This is a genomic window from uncultured Solobacterium sp. (genome assembly GCF_963550625.1).
Taxonomy (GTDB): Bacteria; Bacillota_I; Bacilli_A; order Erysipelotrichales; family Erysipelotrichaceae; genus Bulleidia.
Genome location: NZ_CAUVCV010000005.1, coordinates 78,951 through 95,693 on the forward strand (window position 1 = coordinate 78,951; position 16,743 = coordinate 95,693).

A 16,743-nucleotide genomic window follows, 5' to 3' on the forward strand; every position below is an offset into this window, starting at 1 on the left:
ATGTGGATGAAAGATTTATGGCACAAAGATAAAGTCATTATAGGAACGCTGCATCTAGATGCATTGCCTGGAGATCCAAGATATTCTGCTAGTGATAGTCTAGATATAATTATTGAACATGCAAGAATGGATCTAAAATCGTTAATTAATGGTGGCGTAGATGCCGTGTTAATATCAAATGAATTTAGTTTTCCATATCAAAGAAAAATGGACTATGTTACTGTTGCATGTATGGCAAGAATAATTGGTGAAATAAAAAAAGATATTACAGTTCCTTTCGGAGTTGATGCAATATCTGATGGAGCCGCAACATTGGAACTTGCTAGAGCTGTAGATGCAGATTTTTGTAGAGGTACGTTCTCGGGTGTGTATGTTGGAGATGGTGGTTTATATAATAATGATATTTCCAAACTCTTAAGAAGAAAAACAGAATTGCATTTATCTAATTTAAAGATGCTTTATTTTATTAATCCAGAATCTGACAAGAATTTAGATACACGAGATTTAACTGAAATCGCAAAATCGACAGTATTCAAAACGGGAGCGGATGGATTATGTATATCTGCCAGTGCAGCAGGACAAGATGTTAATGAAGTTTTAATTCAATGTGTTAAAGATGCATGTCCAAGTGTTGCAGTGCTAGCGAATACAGGATGTAGACCTGAAACAATAGAATCCAAATTAAAGTATGCAGATGCTGCAGTTGTTGGAACATATTTTAAGACAGACGGTAAGTTACAAGATAGTAATGGAAATAATGTAAGGGTAGATGTAAACCGAGTTAAAGAATTTATGGATGTAGTTAATCGATTCAGAAAGGAATAATAAGGTTATGACATCAAAATATTTTGTTGGAATTGATGTAGGAACAAATGAAACAAAGGGTATTTTGATTGATGAAAATGGACGTGAAGTTATATCAGCATATACAGCACATGGTATTGAGAATCCAAAACCAAATTATTTCGAGCATGATGCGGATGAAGTTTGGTATAAGGATGTTTGCATTATTGCTCAAAAACTAATAAAGCAATCGCAAGTTGATCCTAAAGATATTAAGAGTATCGGAATTAGTGCACTGAGTTCAGATTGTCTACCTGTAGATATTGAAGGAAAACCATTACGCAAAGCAATTCTCTATGGAATTGATGCACGTGCACTATCCGAATGTCAAGAATTAACCGAAAAATGGGGAAGAGATAAAGTGATTGAGCTTTTTGGCAGACCGTTAGGATCAAGTGATATAGCCCCAAAAATTCTGTGGATAAAAAATAATGAGCCGGATGTGTATAGGAAAACACATAAGTTTTTAACGGCATCCTCTTACATAACTTTTAAACTAACGGGAAATTATACGATCGATAACTTCTTAGGCCTAGCAAGTTTTAATCCTCTGTATAGACGTGATGGTTCAATTAATGAGCAATATGCAGAAGGAGTATGCTTGACGGGTCAACTTGCAGACCTTAAAAAGACTACAGATATAGCCGGGTATATTACAAAAGAAGCAGCAAAGGATACTGGGTTTGCAGAAGGAACAGCAGTAATCACTGGTGGAGATGATTCTGGAGCTGAGGCCATTAGTAGTGGCGTTATGACGCCCGGAGATATGTTAGTACAAATGGGTTCGACTGTGTATATGATTTTATGTACGGATAAATTGTATGATGATAATCGCCTATGGCGGGAAGAGTTTATAGTCCCGAATACATATGATATATCTGCCGGAACAAATACATCAGGTGCTTTAACAAAATGGGTCAGAGATACTTTCTATCCGGATAAAGTTAAAGAACAAGAACAAGGTGGTATTAATGCATACCAAGCTATGATGGAGGATTTAAAAGAAATTCCTATTGGCAGTGGAGGGTTGGTTGTTTTACCTTATTTTGCAGGAGAGAGAACACCAATTAATGATGCGCATGCAAAAGGAATCATCTTTGGATTGAATCTAGCACATACTCGAAAACATATTATGAGAGCAGCATATGAATCCGTATGTTATTCGATTAAACATCACTTTGAAATATTTAAGGAGTTAGGAATTCCTATAAACCAGATTATGGTAACAGGTGGTGGCACAAAAAATGAAGTATGGATACAAATGTTATCTGATGTACTAGGAATCAAACTACAGACACCATCTGTGACTATTGGCGCAAGTTATGGTGATGCGCTTATGGCAATGATAGGAGTAAATCATATTAAGGATTTTGCGGAAGCAAAAAAGCTAATTGAGACAGGCAAAGTATATTATCCAAATTTAGAGAACACAAAAAAATATGAACCTTATTATAAGATATACATTGAGCTATATAAAAAGAATAAGGAATTAATGTCTACGATGGATGAAATAAATCAACTTGCCTAAAAATCACACTTCTTATGAGGTGTGATTTTTTTAGGTCATGACACAGACCTAACTGGTAAAGTGTTTTTTCCGAAAAGTCAAATACCTAACTTGATTAAATGATAGAATATAAGAATATTGACATACTGTAAATCAGAATTGATTTACCAAAAATTGTGGAGGAACAGCAAATGAAAAAACGTATTGCTTTATTAGTTTATCCTGATTTTAGCTTACAAGAAGTAACTAACCTGATGTATTTCTTTCGGTGGGCTTTTGATACTTTTACGGATGTTATATATACAGATCTATCTCCTGTTAGGAGTGAAGAAGGAATATTAGTGCAGCCAGTAAAAACGTGTACTAAGTTTTGTAAAGAGGATTATGATTGCTTGATTCTTCCGGGATGCAGTAATTTAACGCAACCTATACGGAATAAAAAAATAAGAGAGTTTTTAGAGTCATTCGCAAATGATAATACTTTTGTTATTGGCGCAATTTGTGCTGGTCCAGTATTCTTGGCGCAAGCAGGTTTATTGAAAAATAAAAAATATACTGCTTCGTTATATGCTGAAATGATGGAATTGTTTAGTTTTGTTGAAGAAGATAATTTCTTGCCACAATCGGTAGTAGAAGATGAAAATATAATCACTGCTGTAGGCAGTGCATTTAACGAGTTTGCAGTACATGTTGCTAGAAAACTTGGTTATGAATGCCCGGATAAAATATTAAGTGGTTATATGGATTCAGATGATGCTAATGACTATATTCATCATCTAACGGAAGAAGATTTACTAGAATTTAAAAAGGAATTTAAAGAATTTATTGATTAAAAGTATGAATGATTATCAGATTTATTATTTCTGTTTATCAAAATATAACTGTTAAATCACACCTCATGAGAAGTGTGATTTTTTGCGTCTTCTCTTTAGGTCGTAAAAATATGTATCTTACATTGTAAATTATGCATCTTAGCGAAAATGGCGAGACAGTATGAAATACTTGCGGTAATATCACATTAGAAAAGATACGAAGGGAGAATCGAAGATGAAAGTGAATGTAGAACTATCAAAAGAATTTTCTCCTCCACATGTAACGATTTATGCGGATGCGATTACGGATGAAGTTCAGAGAGTGATTGATGTACTAGACTCTAAGGATATACCACTGATAGTGCAGAGCGAAGATCGGATGGTAGTCTTGAAAGCGGAAGAGATATATATGATACGTGTGGAGGGTGGAGACACTGTTATCTATACTGAAAACGAGAGGTATTATTCCCGAAAACGTTTGTATGAGATGTTTGAGCAGATCGGGACTGGCTTTATGCAAATATCGAAACAAACTGTTATTAATCTTTCTTGTATAAAAAGTATAGAGACAGGCTTTGGTGGGACATTATTACTAAAGTTAAAGAATGGTTCTTCTGATTATGTATCAAGAAAGTATCTACCTGATCTAAAAAGATATCTAGGAATTTAAGGAGGCAAAACATGAAAACAAAGAAACAAACACTGCTATTTAACATATTCATATCAATGGGTATTGCCGCAATGATGTTTATTATCGTTGGAGTTATTATTGATTGTATCTTCCATGGAAATATGGAGATGACAAATTACGCATTTTCTAAGATGGCTATCGCAACCGTGGTAATTGGACTTGGCTTTGGGATACCTGCAATAGTTTATGACAATGAGAAGTTATCACTTTTTACACAGACAATTATTCATATGGGAACGGGTTGTATTGTTATGACTGTTACTGCGTATCTTGTGGGTTGGATTCCTATGAATCATGGGCCACTACTAATGATTGCGATACTCGTAGAAGAGATTGCCGTTGCATTTGTTATTTGGTTTCTATTTTATCTACAACAGAAGAAACTGGTAAAACAGATGAATCAACGAGTGAAAGAAATAAATAATGAATAGTTTAACGGTCTATCATAAGTAGGCCGTTATTTTTTAGTTTGGGATGATAAATTATAATTTACGTATTAAGATAGAGAGGTGCTTTTAAGGAGATTTATTATGAAGTGGTATGAGAATGCGGTGTTCTATCATATTTATCCATTAGGATTAACGGATGCACCGAAGAATAATGATTATCAAATTACAGAACATCGTTTGAATCAATTGGGTCCTTGGATTAAACATATCAAGGAAATTGGCTGTAATGCACTATATATTGGACCATTATTTGAATCGGTTGGACATGGATATGAAACAACCGATTACTATAAGTTGGATTCTAGACTTGGGGATAATGAGGATTTAAAGAAGTTTGTGAAAGAATGCCATCATCAAGGTATTCACGTAATCTTTGATGGTGTCTTTAATCATACGGGAAGAGAATTCTTTGCGTTTAAGGATATTCAACAGAATCGTGAAAGCTCTCAGTATAGAGATTGGTATTGTAATGTGAATTTCCAGGGGAATAATGAATATAATGATGGCTTTTCCTATGATAACTGGGGTGGCTATAACTTACTTGTAAAACTCAATCAACAAAATCCAGCGGTAAGACAATACCTGTTGGATGTGGTGAAATATTGGGTAAGTGAGTTTGATGTGGATGGTATTCGACTAGATGCGGCAGATGTATTAGACTTTGGCTTTATGCATGAGTTACGTATGCTGGCGAATGAAATCAAGCCTGAATTCTGGTTGATGGGGGAAGTGATTCATGGCGACTATAGTCGTTGGGTAAATCCTGATATGTTACATTCTGTGACAAACTATCAATTATATAAAGCGTTATATTCTGGACATAATGAACATAACTATTTTGAGATTGCCCATACAGTGCGTTATCTATTAGATAAAGGTAATCTGCCATATCATCTTTATAACTTTGTGGATAATCATGATGTGGAACGTATTTATACAAGACTACTCAATAAACAGGAATTTGTACCAGTACATATTTTGATGTATACACTACCGGGTATCCCTTCTATTTATTATGGTAGTGAGTTTGGCATTGAAGGAAGAAAAGAGAAACATTCCGATGCAGTTTTACGTCCTGCAATTAGCTTGGAAGATTATCCAAATGCAGTAAATGAGAATGGCTGTACCAATATTATCGCAAGACTTGGAAAAATTCGACAGAAGAATCCAGTATTTACAGATGGAATTTACCACGAACTACGACTAACAAATCGTCAGTATGCTTTCTCACGTACAAATGAGATAACACACGCAATCGTTGTGGTGAATAACGATGAAGCGGATTCATCACTAGAAATCCCAGCAAATGGAACTTATACAGAGCTACTGAGTGGAGAAGTTCAGTCTGTTGAAGGAAGTCTACACGTTCAATTGCAAGCATGTTCAGGACAAATCTGGATGAAAGACTATGATGAAACAGTAACTAGGAAAAGAGAAGTTAAGATTCCGGAAGTCAAGCAAGTTGCAGTAAAAGAGGAAGCAATCAAGCAGGCAACTGTCGATCATAGTAAATCTTATGAAGAGATGAGTGTTGAAGAACTACAAGCATGTGTTCTAGAAAAACTTGCAAAGAATGGCCCTGTAACAGAACAAATGAAACGTGATGTCGCAAATAATGTTTATCATGATTCATTGGTTAACTGGGTAAAGAGCTTTAGAAATTAAAAATACCGCAGCTGCGGTATTTTTAATATTTAGGCTTTACGTTCATGCATTAGAATAAATGGAATCAATAGAACAGCACAAGAAATCCAGATGGTTGGATAACCTAACTGTTTGGATATTACACCACCAAGACCAGCACCAATTGCGAATATTACGATAATTCCAAAGTAATGCATGGATTGGTGAAAGTATGTTTTATCATTTGTACGAAAGAAAGCAGATAATCTTGCGGTAGCACTCTTGATATTACCGATACACATGGTACTAGCATATGTGTTTCCGTTAACCTTACGGAAAGATTGTACTTGTAAGGCGCAAGAGAATGAAACAAGCATATTTGCGATGTTGTTAAGATTACCAGGAATAAAACCCACGATAAATAATGTAATGATTTCAATCAAAATGATATATTGTCTCCAGTGAAGAGAGTGCTTTTCTTTTAGTCTTCCCTGTAGTTGTTCTGCAACGAATACACCAACAATAAAGGCAAAGATTGGTAAAAGGTAATTTAAGCTATGACCTAGATTTCCTTCCATCAAGTTCTGTGTCATTAAGACGAGATTGCCTGTTTGTGCATTCGCAAAAACACGATTTCGTGTATTAAATGTATAGGCATCCTGCAAGCCTCCACTAAAAGCGAGGAAGGCAGAAGTGATAAATGCGTCTGACATCTGTTGTTCTTTCATAGTTCACCATCCTTCAAACTATTTCTAGAAAGTTCAGTCTAATATTAGGATGAATTGTAAATGAATACAAGACTAGTCAATAGAATGTAAAGGATACCATGTAAGAAAATATTCTGACATTAATTACGAAAATATGGGGAATGCTAAGTATCTAAAACTAGATCAATTAAAATGGAATAAAGATGGTAATCCAGTAGAGATAACTTTTGGATATCAAGACTACATTATTACAATTGCAAATCAAAATGAGTGATAAATCCTAATAATGGCTAAGCGTGTAGCTTAGGATATGGTTACTATTGTAGGTAATCTGTCAATATAATACAATTTGTTGTATAAATAAATTCATTAAGAGATATATTATGTATGATGCAAAAAATAGTCAAATTAAATTTTACGATGACACAATCAATTATGTTTCATTTGGTTATGGAAACAAGAATTTATTATTGATACCAGGTTTGAATACCGAGCGAATAAAAGGAAAAGCTTTACAACTTGCTTTTTTCTATAGAAATTTTTTGAGAGAATATAAAGTTTTTATATTTGACCATAAAGAACATATCAATGAGAATTATGAGATAAGTGATATGGTGGAAGAAATTGCTTATTGTATAAAAAAGTTGAATATAGATAAAGTAGATGTTGTAGGGGTATCTCAAGGGGGGATGATTGCACAACTATTAGCTATAAATTACCCTGATATTGTTGACAAACTAGTATTAGTGGCAACTACATCAAGAAATAATCCTACAACAAACAAGGTCATAGATAGATGGATTGTTCTAGCTGAAAATGGTAAGTTACAAGAACTGCAAAAAAATATGATTGAAACGGTTTATTCAAAAGGATATATAGCAAAAAATAAGTGGTTATCTATATTAGTACAAATTCTAACTAAGCCAAAATCAGATCAACTTAATAGATTTATTATTTTAGCTAAATCATGCTTAAAATTTGATGTTTTTGATAAATTAGATAAAATTCAATCTAAAACTCTGGTTATAGGTGCTGCATTAGATCAAGTTATACCAGTAAAATTTTCTAATGAACTTGCTGAAAAAATGAATTGTCAGAAAATTATTTTTGAAAACTCTGGTCATGCAGTACATCAAGAAGTTTCTGATTTTAATAGAATAGTTTTAAATTTTTTGAGAAATAGTAATTAAGAATTTAACTTTTCACTTGCACATAGCTTAGCATTCACTAACCCTTTGAGGGAGGTATATTGAAAACTGTACTTTTAACCATTAAAATAGAAAGGCAGGAGGTAAACACGAATGCTAAATAAATTACCAGAAAAATTAACACTTCTACGAAAACATTACGGTCTTTCACAGGGTGATGTAGCAACAAAAATCAGTGTAAAGTTTACCGATTATATGAACTGGGAAAATGGCAATAGTATCCCATCAATATCAAATATTCGTAAGTTATCTATGTTGTTTGGTGTTCCGGTTGAATCTTTTATTGATAACAGAAAGGTAATTGAGTTACCTGAGATAAAGGTAGTACCACCAGTACAACCAGAGTCAAGACCAGAACCAGAACAAAAACTAGATGAAACATTAAAAACAAGTACAATTCATACACAAAGAGTTAATTCTGTTAAGAATGACTTAGGAAGTACACGTGTCATGGATGCAGGAAAGATTAAGACAGCCGCAAAGGCAGCAGATACAAATCAACCGAAGAAACAAGATACTCAAAACAATCGCAAGAAGATTTCTTATGCGATTATCGCCGGATGCTTGGTTGCGGTTATCGCAGTTGTAGCACTTATCTTACGTATGACAACAGGTGGCGGTAAATCAAACTTTACTGTAGAAACTTCTGAACTAAACTGTATCGCAGAAGGTGATACCTATACATTATTTATTAATAAGAATAATGCCTTAGAAGTTTATGGTGATTTCCAGTATAAGAATGAATTCCAGGATGTTGTACAAGTCAGTGCTTATGGAAGTCATGCGGTAGGCCTTAAGAAAGATGGTACAGTCGTAACGACCGATAAGAATGAGGAAGTTACGAAATGGAAGAACATTAAGGCGATTGCGGCTGGAAAAGACCATACAGTTGGTTTAACAAGTGATGGTAAAGTTCTTTGTGCAGGTAGTGAACTTGCGTGTCAAGTCAGTGATTGGACAGATGTAGAGAGCGTCTACGCTGGTGATGATGCGACATTTGCGATTGTAAATGGACAGGTGAAAGTATCAGGTAACTCTGCAAACTTCAGTACAATTAGTGACGCAAAGAAGTTGGCTGTTGGTGATTCACAAGTACTTGTATTAAAGAAAGATGGTAGTGTAGCTGCTGTATCCTTAAAGGGAAACAGTACAAGTGATGTATCTAGCTGGGCTAAGATCGCATCCATTGCTGTAGGAAAAAACTATGTCGTTGGTGTACATGAAGATGGCACAGTCAGTGTTGTCTCAGATGATAAAGATTTAAAGGAAACAGTCGAAGCTTGGACAGATGTAAAATATATCGCAGCGTATGATGATACACTCGTTGCCTTCAATCGCTCTGGTAAGATGTATGGTTATGGAGATAACTCCAGTAGCCAATACGATAATTCATTTAAGGCAGATGCAAAACAACTATCACAAGTGAAGAATATTACATTCACAGTCACAACAGCGAATGTAAATATTGCGTGGGATCCAGTTGAAAATGCAGATTACTATGAATTAACAATTAACACGAATCCAATTACAGAACATAAGAATATTATTTCAAATAGTGATAGTATCGCATCCTCATCCCTCAAGGATGGAGAGACATACGTCGTAACAATCACAGCACATTCCAAGAAGGAAGATAAGTATAAGACAAGTGAGAAGACTTCGATTAACTTTGCATATAGTGCAAAGACAGTACAGCTCAACTCACCAACAGATATTACAGCGAATGGGTTACAGAATGCTTGGCATTTTGCTTGGTCAGCAGTAGAGAATGCAGATAAGTATAATATCTCAATTGATGGAACGGTTGCGGCATCTAATGTTGAAGGAACATCCATTACGATTGACGGTATCTCATTTGCGGAAGGCTCTGAACATGAAATTAGTATTACAGCTCTATCATCGAACCCTGCATACACTGAAAGTGTACCAACAAAGGCTAAGATGAAGTATACTATCAGCAAAGGTAAGATTAAGGTTAATCTTGAAAAACCAGATGGTAGCAGTGCCGGTTCAAAGACATATGAGCTCAATGTAGGTTCGTACTATATTCAAAATATTATCAAACCTAGTGATATCCCAAGTGGATTCAAACTGTCAACTGAACCTGTTCAAGCTGAAGTTATGAATGGGCAAACAACAGAAGTAACGATTAAATTAGAAGCAAACTAAGTGCAAGGAGAAACACATGGACAGACTTTGGTATTATACAAAACGAGGTAGCACAGAAAAATTTGGCCCATTTACAGATGCGGAATTAGTGCAGTTCATCAAACAAGAAATTCTTTGCAAGGATGACTATATCTGGATGCCAGATTTGAAGAGTTGGTTAGAAATATCAAATTCAATCTATGCAATCTACTTGCCGGCTTCAGATACAACAGTAGAAATATAAAGAAAAGAATGTATTTGTAGGAAAGCCCTATAAATACATTCTTTTTGTATACATGCATTATTTTCTACGAATGCTTTGAAGTGTTGTTGTACCAATGATTGTACCAAGACTAAGTGCGACAAGAGATAGAATACAATCAAATGCTTGTACTTCTGCTAGTCGGATATTGCCAGTTACTAGTGATGCGATCATATAGTGGAACATGTCTCCAGGAATCAATGGAATAATGGATGGGTAGATAAAGTAAGCAGTAGGAACCTGAAGCTTACGAGACATAAATTCACCGTAAAGCGAAGCAGCAAGTGCAGAAATTAAAATGATGACAAAGCGATTATCCAGAAAACTAGAAAGTGAGATATTTACTAAGCGCACTAAGAATCCACCAAGACCTGCATATAGTAATTTATCTTTGCCATGAATCCCAAAGGTAACACTAAAAGCTAGTGAAGCAATAAAGGAAAATAGTAGAATCAATATGTTGTTTACCATGCGCCTGTACCTCCCATTAGAATTACAGCAAAGTACATGCCAGCTGCTAGAGAGGCACTTTCTAAGAATACATTTAGTAATTGTAGGATACCATTGAACTCATGGCCACAAATCAAATTACGAAATGCATTGACTAAAGGGATACCTGGAATCATGAGTAAGCTGATAGAAATCAAAGTCCACTGTGTATCTGCAATCAATCCTACTCTAACTAATAGAAAGGATAGAATTGTGCCTAAGAACATACTAATAATATTGTTAATAATCTTCTCAGTACGTAGTTTGGAAAGACCTAGATTAATCCAGTATAGACAGAAAGAAACTAATGCAGTCGCAATCATATCAGTTGGTTTACCACCTAGAATAAAACAAACACAAGTAATTGCGAGTACTTGGCAGAATAAAGTAGTTATAACACTATATTTCTTTGTGTTTTGAGCTTGGTCTAGCACATTCTGTAATTGTTCAGCAGGGATAGGGTGGTTAGCAACTTGGTGCATAATATTGTTTAAAATACGTAGCTTTTCCAAGTTAATAGATATTGTAGGAATATCTAACTGTTTCATATATGTATTTCCATCAGTACCACAGAAACAAACACTTACATACTGATGTGTCATAACAGTACTTAGCTCAGTTAACTGATACGCCTCTGCATTCTTTTCGATAGCGAACTCTACATGTTCAAGAGTTGAACCGTTTGATAGTAGTGCATGGGCTAATTTTGTTAGATAATTTAATATCTGTTCCATTTCTAAACGAGTATTCATCGGATTCTCCTTATTAGGCTTATAGTATATATTCAATATCCACACGTTAGCAAGAAAAAGTAGAGATAGTAATTTCAAGGGTTGAGATGAAACAATGTTATAGTAAAACAGGGTGATAAAATGAAAGAAAAAATAGGTTCAGTTTATTCGATTGCAAAGGATAACCCATGGGTAACAAGCTGTACAGTTTCAAAAGAAGTGATGAAGAATGTCAGTTATTATTCCTTGGCAGAGAATACTGATATCAGTGCAGAAATCTACCCGTATTACAAATTGATCTATGTTCATACAGGAAGAGCAGTTGTCTATACAAATGAAGATGAAAAGACGGTTAATGTCGGTGAAGCAATCATTGCGAAAATCAATATTCCTGTAGGAATTAAAACAGATCAAGGAACCATTTATACAGAAATCATGATAGGAGAAAATAGTATGATGAACAGCGCAGTAAAACCAGGTGAAGTATTTGGCTTAAAGGATTTAGTACCATATCAGGATGGTAAGATTGTAAACATGGATGTTGCACACAATGAAAAGATGAAGTTTGTTGTGATGGCATTTGATGCAGGAACAGGCTTGTCTGAACACGCAGCTCCAGGCGAAGCGCTAGTATTTGCGTTAGACGGTAGTGCAACAATTATCTATGAAGGTGTAGCACATGAAATCCATGCAGGTGAACAGTTCTGCTTTGCAAAGGGTGGCTTACATGCAGTAACCGCAACAGAAAAGTTCAAGATGGCTTTATTATTAACATTATAAGAATTCTAAAATGTCTCAGTGATGAGGCATTTTCTTTTTGCCAAAAAGAAAACTGTACTCTCCATTATAGAAATACGGAAAGTACAGTGAGGAAGAAACCAACAAATATAAACCAACCTAATAGATATCCCTTTAGATAATGCTTGCATAACGCAACATATTCACGAATCATTGCGCTTGGCCAGAAGTAGAATGCGATAGGTGCACCAATGCCGATTGCTGGAATATCTAAAGAGCGACAAAGGAGTAATGCACGATAGACATGGAAGTTGGAAGTGACTACCGCAATACGCATGCGGCCACCTCTACGCTTAATGATTTCATAGGAATTACGCATGTTTTCGAATGTATTAACACTCTTATCTTCCATGATGATTTGATGATTCTTAATGCCTTTATCAATTAGGTATGTACGCATGGCTTCCGCTTCAGATACTTTTTCATCGGAACCTTGGCCACCAGAAACAACGATATAACAAGAAGATACTGACTTATTAAATACACGAATCGCCTTATCAAGACGATTGGCAAGTAGTTTCGTTGGTGTTAAACCATCAATTAATCCAGCACCTAATACAATAATGTAGTCAAAATCAACATGTCGTGGAAGAATCTGGATGAATATGGAATAAAACATAAATGCGACGAATACAAGTGAAATATATAAGACACTAAATCCAAATCCCATTTTAAGCAGAGTTGGAAAATCTTGTATTAGATGAATCGAATGATCTATATAGTTGTTAACAGCCACTATCATTGAAGTTATGAAATAAAATTCACCAACTAAGATAAAGATTCCAAACGCTATGGATAGGAAACTTGTAATGTGGAAACCTTCCTTACGAAGCATCTGTACACTATTTACCATCAATAAGAATGGAATGATAAATATCAAGAACATAAAGGTGGTGACAAATATACTGGAATATATCGTCGCAATCCTGGATATACCTGAATACTGCACAGATAAAACAAAGAGTGCAAATAGTAGGATTAATAAAAATACTGCATTACGAAAACGTCTAGAATCCTTGAAGAAGGAGCATAAGAATATCGCTAGTGATATGATCACCATAAATTCTGGTGTAAGAATATAATTCATGAATGTAAACATAGCAAAATAGTAACATGAATAAAAGTATCTGTGTGTGAATAATATTAAAAACAGCTTAGTATTCTACTTTTAAGCTTCTTAGAATTACGCTATAATCAAATAAACCGTTGATCGGAAATAGTACTACAATATACCGGCTTAAGAGAGAGGCACATTTGGTGAGAGTGCTTTGGCAGATGGTGTTGATGGGAATGCCTCCGAGAGGGTCTTCTTGATATGTAGAGAAGGACGTTGCACTAATGTTATCAGTGAAATTCTAAAGAGTGGATACGCATAGCGTCTTTTTAAGAAAGACGCTTTTTTAACAGGAGGAAGAATATGATCAGACTGTATAATACAAAGACTTTACAAATCGAAGATTTTAAACCAATTCATGAGGGACATGTAGACATGTATGTATGTGGACCAACTGTGTATAACTATGCACATATCGGTAATGCACGACCAATGATTGTGTTTGATGTGCTGAAGCGATTATTTGAAGCAGAAGGATATAGCGTTACGTATGTATCTAACTTTACAGACGTTGATGACAAGATTATTAAGAAGGCTGCCGAAGAAAACACAACCGAAGCGGTAATTGCACAGCGTTATATCGATGCGTATCAGGAAGTACGTACATTACTGAATACAGAACTTCCTGATATTACACCACGTGTTACAGAAACAATGGATAAGATTATTGAATTCATCGATAAACTTGTTAAGACTGGTCATGCCTATGAAGCAAACGGTGACGTATACTTCTCAGTTGAATCTGTACCAACGTATGGTGAGATTTCTCATCAACATATGGACCAACTAGAGGCTGGTGCACGCATTGAAACAAATGACCAAAAGAAAAATCCATATGATTTTGCATTATGGAAGAAGACAGATATGGGTATCAAATGGAATTCTCCATGGGGAGAAGGCCGTCCAGGTTGGCATACGGAATGTGTTGTTATGATCAATGATAATATTGGTGATTGCATTGATATTCACGGTGGTGGTATGGACTTGAAGTTCCCTCACCATGAAAATGAAGCAGCTCAACAGGAAGCTATGCATGGCAATACACTTGCGAATTATTGGGTACATAATGCCATGGTAAATATCGATGGACAAAAGATGTCTAAGTCATTAGGTAATACAATGTGGGCAAAGGATGTTGTACTATCTTTAGGTACAAACCTAACAAGATGGTTAGTATCCTCTGTACATTATCGTAAGGAATTAAACTTCTCTGATGAGACAATTGAAACTGCTCGTAAGGAATTAGATAAGGTGTTAACACCACTCAAACAAGCATATATCAAAGCTGCTCTTGCGGATTATGTTATGGGTGATGATTATGACAAGGAATCTTATCGTGCATTCTTAGATTGTTTAGATGATGATATGAATACACCAAATGCATACGCAGTCATCTTTGAGACAGTTAAGAAATTAAATCAGACATTACGTCAAAGAGAGATTGACTTTGCACAACTAACACTTTACAGCAACGCTGTGGAAAAGATGTTGAATGTATTGGGTATTGTTGTGGATAAACCAGTGATTGGTGAAGTAGAGAAGGAATTATTTGCGAAGTGGAATCAAGCTAAGGCAGATAAAGACTTCGATAGTGCGGATAAATATCGTAATGAATTAGCAGAAAAGGGCTTGTTGTAATGAATCCATTAGAATGTAATGGTAGAACACTAGCGTTTCTTGGGGATGCGGTGTGGTCTCTTGCGGTGCGTGACTTCTTGGTTCAAGAAGGTCAGGGAAAAGGAAAGATGTTACAAAAACTCAGTATTTCCTATGTCTCTGCAAAATCACAGGCAAGATTCTATTCACTGCTTCATGAAGAAAACTTCTTTACCAAAGAGGAAGAAGCGACGTATCATCGTGGACGCAACGGTAATACAGGTAGTGTTCCAAACAACACAGATGTTATGACATATCGTATGTCGACAGGATTTGAAGCTATTTTGGGTGCTTTATATCTTGAGAATAATCAAGAAAGAATAAGACAGATTTGGGACAAAGTACGGACACTTTAGGGAGGACTTCTATGGCACAATTTGTGTACGGGAAAAATGTTGTAAAACAGATGTTGATGGATAACTCCAAGATCAAACAAATCTACATGTCAGTAGACGATAGAGATTTAGAACAGTTGGCTCGTAAACAACGAGTACAACTCAAAAAAGTGGATAAGAAGACATTAACCCAGATGACAAAGACAGACCGTCATCAAGGTGTTGTGGCTGAAGTTGATCCATATCGTCTATATAGTGTGGATGAAATCGTACAGAGTGTTTCCGAGAATGGTAAGGGTCTTATCATCATGCTAGATGAATTAGAAGATCCACATAACTTAGGAGCGATATTACGTACAGCAGATGCGGTTGGTGCTACTGGTGTCATCTTTAAGAAGACAAATGCAGTTGGCTTGACGCCTACGGTTGCCAAGGTTAGTGCAGGTGCAATTGATACAGTGAAATGTGCTTCTGTAACCAACCTTTCCAGAACGCTAGAAGGCCTTCAGAAAAAAGGTTGGTGGGCTGTTGGAACAGATATGGATGGACAGGACTATCGTTCTGTAAAGTATGATTTCAATACAGTGTTGATTATTGGAAATGAAGGTAAGGGTATCTCAAGACTACTACGTGAGAAGTGTGACTTTGTGGTATCACTGCCAATGAGAGGAAAGATTGAATCGTTAAATGCGGCGGTTTCTGCTGGTATTCTAATGTATTCTATTTACAACATGCGTTTCCCACTATAGGGGGAGTGTTGTATGGAAAAGGACAATCCAAGTGAACTATTATATATGTGCAGGATGGGTGATGCGCATGCGCAATATCGCTTATTTGCCCAATATGAAGGTTTACTTACATCACTGGTGAACCAAACGATACAGGTGTATCCACCAGTGAAAAACTATAAAGATGATTTATTGCAGGAAGCACGACTTGGTTTACTTGTAGCGATACATTGTTATCGGGAAGATAATCAAGCTAGTTTTAAAACCTTCTTGTGTATCATCGCAAAGAGAAGAGTTTGGAATGTCCTACGACAACTTTCAACGATTGGAAGAAATGAAGGTGCAGATGTACTGGCATTAGATGCGATGATGAATGAGGATGAAACATTCTATGATGTTGTTGAACAACAAAATAAGATGTTTAATCCAGAATATTATTATCAGTATGTAGATGCATTCAAACAAATGACACAGGGTATCATGTCATTATCACATCGAGAAGTAGATGTAATGCGGTCTTGGTATGATGGCGATTGTTATGAAGATGCAGCTCGCAATCAGAACTGTACTGTAAAGGCATATGATGGAAGATTACAGCGAGTTAGAGCCAAGATAAAAGATTACATATATCATAATCAATGA

Annotated in this window: 18 protein-coding genes; 14 read left to right on the plus strand and 4 right to left on the minus strand. The window is 35.7% G+C overall.

Translation table 11 applies throughout. The annotated features are described in order from the left end of the window. The 6 genes from RYK16_RS04475 to RYK16_RS04500 all read left to right on the plus strand — a co-directional run bounded on the left by RYK16_RS04475 (position 1) and on the right by RYK16_RS04500 (position 5,967). The gene (locus RYK16_RS04475) at positions 1-825 is read left to right on the plus strand and encodes a BtpA/SgcQ family protein (protein WP_314851056.1); all 825 of its coding nucleotides are present in this window, start codon (positions 1-3) and stop codon (positions 823-825) included. 7 nt (positions 826-832) lie between these two features. Next, entirely contained in the window at positions 833-2,371 is a 1,539-nt protein-coding gene (locus RYK16_RS04480; RefSeq protein ID WP_314851057.1) for an FGGY-family carbohydrate kinase, read from the plus strand. Between the two features lie 170 nt (positions 2,372-2,541). Beyond that, positions 2,542-3,183, plus strand: coding sequence for a DJ-1/PfpI family protein (locus tag RYK16_RS04485; RefSeq protein WP_314851059.1), 642 nt, complete (start codon positions 2,542-2,544; stop codon positions 3,181-3,183). A 214-nt stretch (positions 3,184-3,397) separates the two neighbouring features. Continuing rightward, the gene (locus RYK16_RS04490; RefSeq protein ID WP_314851062.1) at positions 3,398-3,832 is read left to right on the plus strand and encodes a LytTR family DNA-binding domain-containing protein; all 435 of its coding nucleotides are present in this window, start codon (positions 3,398-3,400) and stop codon (positions 3,830-3,832) included. 11 nt (positions 3,833-3,843) lie between these two features. Then, on the plus strand, positions 3,844-4,284 hold the full coding sequence (locus tag RYK16_RS04495; protein ID WP_314851064.1) for a DUF3021 domain-containing protein: 441 nt from the start codon (positions 3,844-3,846) through the stop codon (positions 4,282-4,284). Positions 4,285-4,383: 99 nt separating this feature from the next. Beyond that, on the plus strand, positions 4,384-5,967 hold the full coding sequence (locus RYK16_RS04500; RefSeq protein WP_314851065.1) for an alpha-amylase family glycosyl hydrolase: 1,584 nt from the start codon (positions 4,384-4,386) through the stop codon (positions 5,965-5,967). A 29-nt stretch (positions 5,968-5,996) separates the two neighbouring features. On the opposite strand, the gene RYK16_RS04505 is transcribed toward RYK16_RS04500, so the two are convergent. After that, complete coding sequence (locus RYK16_RS04505) at positions 5,997-6,653, minus strand: YoaK family protein (RefSeq protein ID WP_314851067.1); 657 nt, start codon at positions 6,651-6,653, stop codon at positions 5,997-5,999. A gap of 362 nt (positions 6,654-7,015) precedes the next feature. Here RYK16_RS04505 and RYK16_RS04510 point away from each other — a divergent pair, with 362 nt between their 5' ends. The 3 genes from RYK16_RS04510 to RYK16_RS04520 all read left to right on the plus strand — a co-directional run bounded on the left by RYK16_RS04510 (position 7,016) and on the right by RYK16_RS04520 (position 10,232). Further along, positions 7,016-7,822 carry an alpha/beta hydrolase gene (locus RYK16_RS04510; protein WP_314851069.1) on the plus strand — a complete coding sequence of 269 codons (807 nt, stop codon included), beginning with the start codon at positions 7,016-7,018 and terminating at the stop codon, positions 7,820-7,822. A 111-nt stretch (positions 7,823-7,933) separates the two neighbouring features. Next, on the plus strand, positions 7,934-10,009 hold the full coding sequence (locus RYK16_RS04515) for a helix-turn-helix domain-containing protein (protein ID WP_314851070.1): 2,076 nt from the start codon (positions 7,934-7,936) through the stop codon (positions 10,007-10,009). Positions 10,010-10,025: 16 nt separating this feature from the next. Then, positions 10,026-10,232 (plus strand): DUF4339 domain-containing protein, encoded by a 207-nt coding sequence (locus RYK16_RS04520; protein WP_314851071.1) that lies wholly within the window; start codon positions 10,026-10,028, stop codon positions 10,230-10,232. Between the two features lie 57 nt (positions 10,233-10,289). Here RYK16_RS04520 and RYK16_RS04525 read toward each other — a convergent pair whose 3' ends face one another. Beyond that, positions 10,290-10,721 (minus strand): threonine/serine exporter family protein, encoded by a 432-nt coding sequence (locus RYK16_RS04525; protein ID WP_294022633.1) that lies wholly within the window; start codon positions 10,719-10,721, stop codon positions 10,290-10,292. Beyond that, positions 10,715-11,491, minus strand: a complete 777-nt coding sequence (locus tag RYK16_RS04530; protein WP_314851073.1) for a threonine/serine exporter family protein — start codon at positions 11,489-11,491, stop codon at positions 10,715-10,717. Before RYK16_RS04530 ends, RYK16_RS04525 begins: the two co-directional genes overlap by 7 nt. 120 nt (positions 11,492-11,611) lie before the next feature. Here RYK16_RS04530 and RYK16_RS04535 point away from each other — a divergent pair, with 120 nt between their 5' ends. Then, entirely contained in the window at positions 11,612-12,250 is a 639-nt protein-coding gene (locus RYK16_RS04535) for a cupin domain-containing protein (RefSeq protein WP_314851075.1), read from the plus strand. A gap of 64 nt (positions 12,251-12,314) precedes the next feature. Here RYK16_RS04535 and RYK16_RS04540 read toward each other — a convergent pair whose 3' ends face one another. Further along, on the minus strand, positions 12,315-13,355 hold the full coding sequence (locus tag RYK16_RS04540) for a YdcF family protein (RefSeq protein WP_314851077.1): 1,041 nt from the start codon (positions 13,353-13,355) through the stop codon (positions 12,315-12,317). 330 nt (positions 13,356-13,685) lie between these two features. Here RYK16_RS04540 and cysS point away from each other — a divergent pair, with 330 nt between their 5' ends. From cysS to RYK16_RS04560, 4 genes are read left to right on the plus strand one after another with little or no spacing between them, the layout of a single operon-like run. Beyond that, positions 13,686-15,020, plus strand: coding sequence for a cysteine--tRNA ligase (gene cysS / locus RYK16_RS04545; protein ID WP_399554524.1), 1,335 nt, complete (start codon positions 13,686-13,688; stop codon positions 15,018-15,020). Further along, on the plus strand, positions 15,020-15,394 hold the full coding sequence (locus RYK16_RS04550; protein WP_314851079.1) for a ribonuclease III domain-containing protein: 375 nt from the start codon (positions 15,020-15,022) through the stop codon (positions 15,392-15,394). Before cysS ends, RYK16_RS04550 begins: the two co-directional genes overlap by 1 nt. Positions 15,395-15,405: 11 nt before the next feature. Continuing rightward, positions 15,406-16,122, plus strand: a complete 717-nt coding sequence (gene rlmB / locus RYK16_RS04555; RefSeq protein ID WP_314851080.1) for a 23S rRNA (guanosine(2251)-2'-O)-methyltransferase RlmB — start codon at positions 15,406-15,408, stop codon at positions 16,120-16,122. A gap of 12 nt (positions 16,123-16,134) precedes the next feature. Beyond that, positions 16,135-16,743 carry a sigma factor gene (locus tag RYK16_RS04560; protein ID WP_314851081.1) on the plus strand — a complete coding sequence of 203 codons (609 nt, stop codon included), beginning with the start codon at positions 16,135-16,137 and terminating at the stop codon, positions 16,741-16,743.

What these genes read in the sequence shown, in the direction of transcription:
- cysS (WP_399554524.1), top strand. Translation starts at nt 13,686, where the DNA reads ATGATCAGACTGTATAATACAAAGACTTTACAAATCGAAGATTTTAAA.
- RYK16_RS04485 (WP_314851059.1), top strand. Translation starts at nt 2,542, where the DNA reads ATGAAAAAACGTATTGCTTTATTAGTTTATCCTGATTTTAGCTTACAA.
- rlmB (WP_314851080.1), top strand. Translation starts at nt 15,406, where the DNA reads ATGGCACAATTTGTGTACGGGAAAAATGTTGTAAAACAGATGTTGATG.
- RYK16_RS04540 (WP_314851077.1), bottom strand. Translation starts at nt 13,355, where the DNA reads ATGAATTATATTCTTACACCAGAATTTATGGTGATCATATCACTAGCG.
- RYK16_RS04495 (WP_314851064.1), top strand. Translation starts at nt 3,844, where the DNA reads ATGAAAACAAAGAAACAAACACTGCTATTTAACATATTCATATCAATG.
- RYK16_RS04505 (WP_314851067.1), bottom strand. Translation starts at nt 6,653, where the DNA reads ATGAAAGAACAACAGATGTCAGACGCATTTATCACTTCTGCCTTCCTC.
- RYK16_RS04500 (WP_314851065.1), top strand. Translation starts at nt 4,384, where the DNA reads ATGAAGTGGTATGAGAATGCGGTGTTCTATCATATTTATCCATTAGGA.
- RYK16_RS04520 (WP_314851071.1), top strand. Translation starts at nt 10,026, where the DNA reads ATGGACAGACTTTGGTATTATACAAAACGAGGTAGCACAGAAAAATTT.
- RYK16_RS04515 (WP_314851070.1), top strand. Translation starts at nt 7,934, where the DNA reads ATGCTAAATAAATTACCAGAAAAATTAACACTTCTACGAAAACATTAC.
- RYK16_RS04475 (WP_314851056.1), top strand. Translation starts at nt 1, where the DNA reads ATGTGGATGAAAGATTTATGGCACAAAGATAAAGTCATTATAGGAACG.
- RYK16_RS04560 (WP_314851081.1), top strand. Translation starts at nt 16,135, where the DNA reads ATGGAAAAGGACAATCCAAGTGAACTATTATATATGTGCAGGATGGGT.
- RYK16_RS04550 (WP_314851079.1), top strand. Translation starts at nt 15,020, where the DNA reads ATGAATCCATTAGAATGTAATGGTAGAACACTAGCGTTTCTTGGGGAT.
- RYK16_RS04530 (WP_314851073.1), bottom strand. Translation starts at nt 11,491, where the DNA reads ATGAATACTCGTTTAGAAATGGAACAGATATTAAATTATCTAACAAAA.
- RYK16_RS04525 (WP_294022633.1), bottom strand. Translation starts at nt 10,721, where the DNA reads ATGGTAAACAACATATTGATTCTACTATTTTCCTTTATTGCTTCACTA.
- RYK16_RS04480 (WP_314851057.1), top strand. Translation starts at nt 833, where the DNA reads ATGACATCAAAATATTTTGTTGGAATTGATGTAGGAACAAATGAAACA.
- RYK16_RS04535 (WP_314851075.1), top strand. Translation starts at nt 11,612, where the DNA reads ATGAAAGAAAAAATAGGTTCAGTTTATTCGATTGCAAAGGATAACCCA.
- RYK16_RS04510 (WP_314851069.1), top strand. Translation starts at nt 7,016, where the DNA reads ATGTATGATGCAAAAAATAGTCAAATTAAATTTTACGATGACACAATC.
- RYK16_RS04490 (WP_314851062.1), top strand. Translation starts at nt 3,398, where the DNA reads ATGAAAGTGAATGTAGAACTATCAAAAGAATTTTCTCCTCCACATGTA.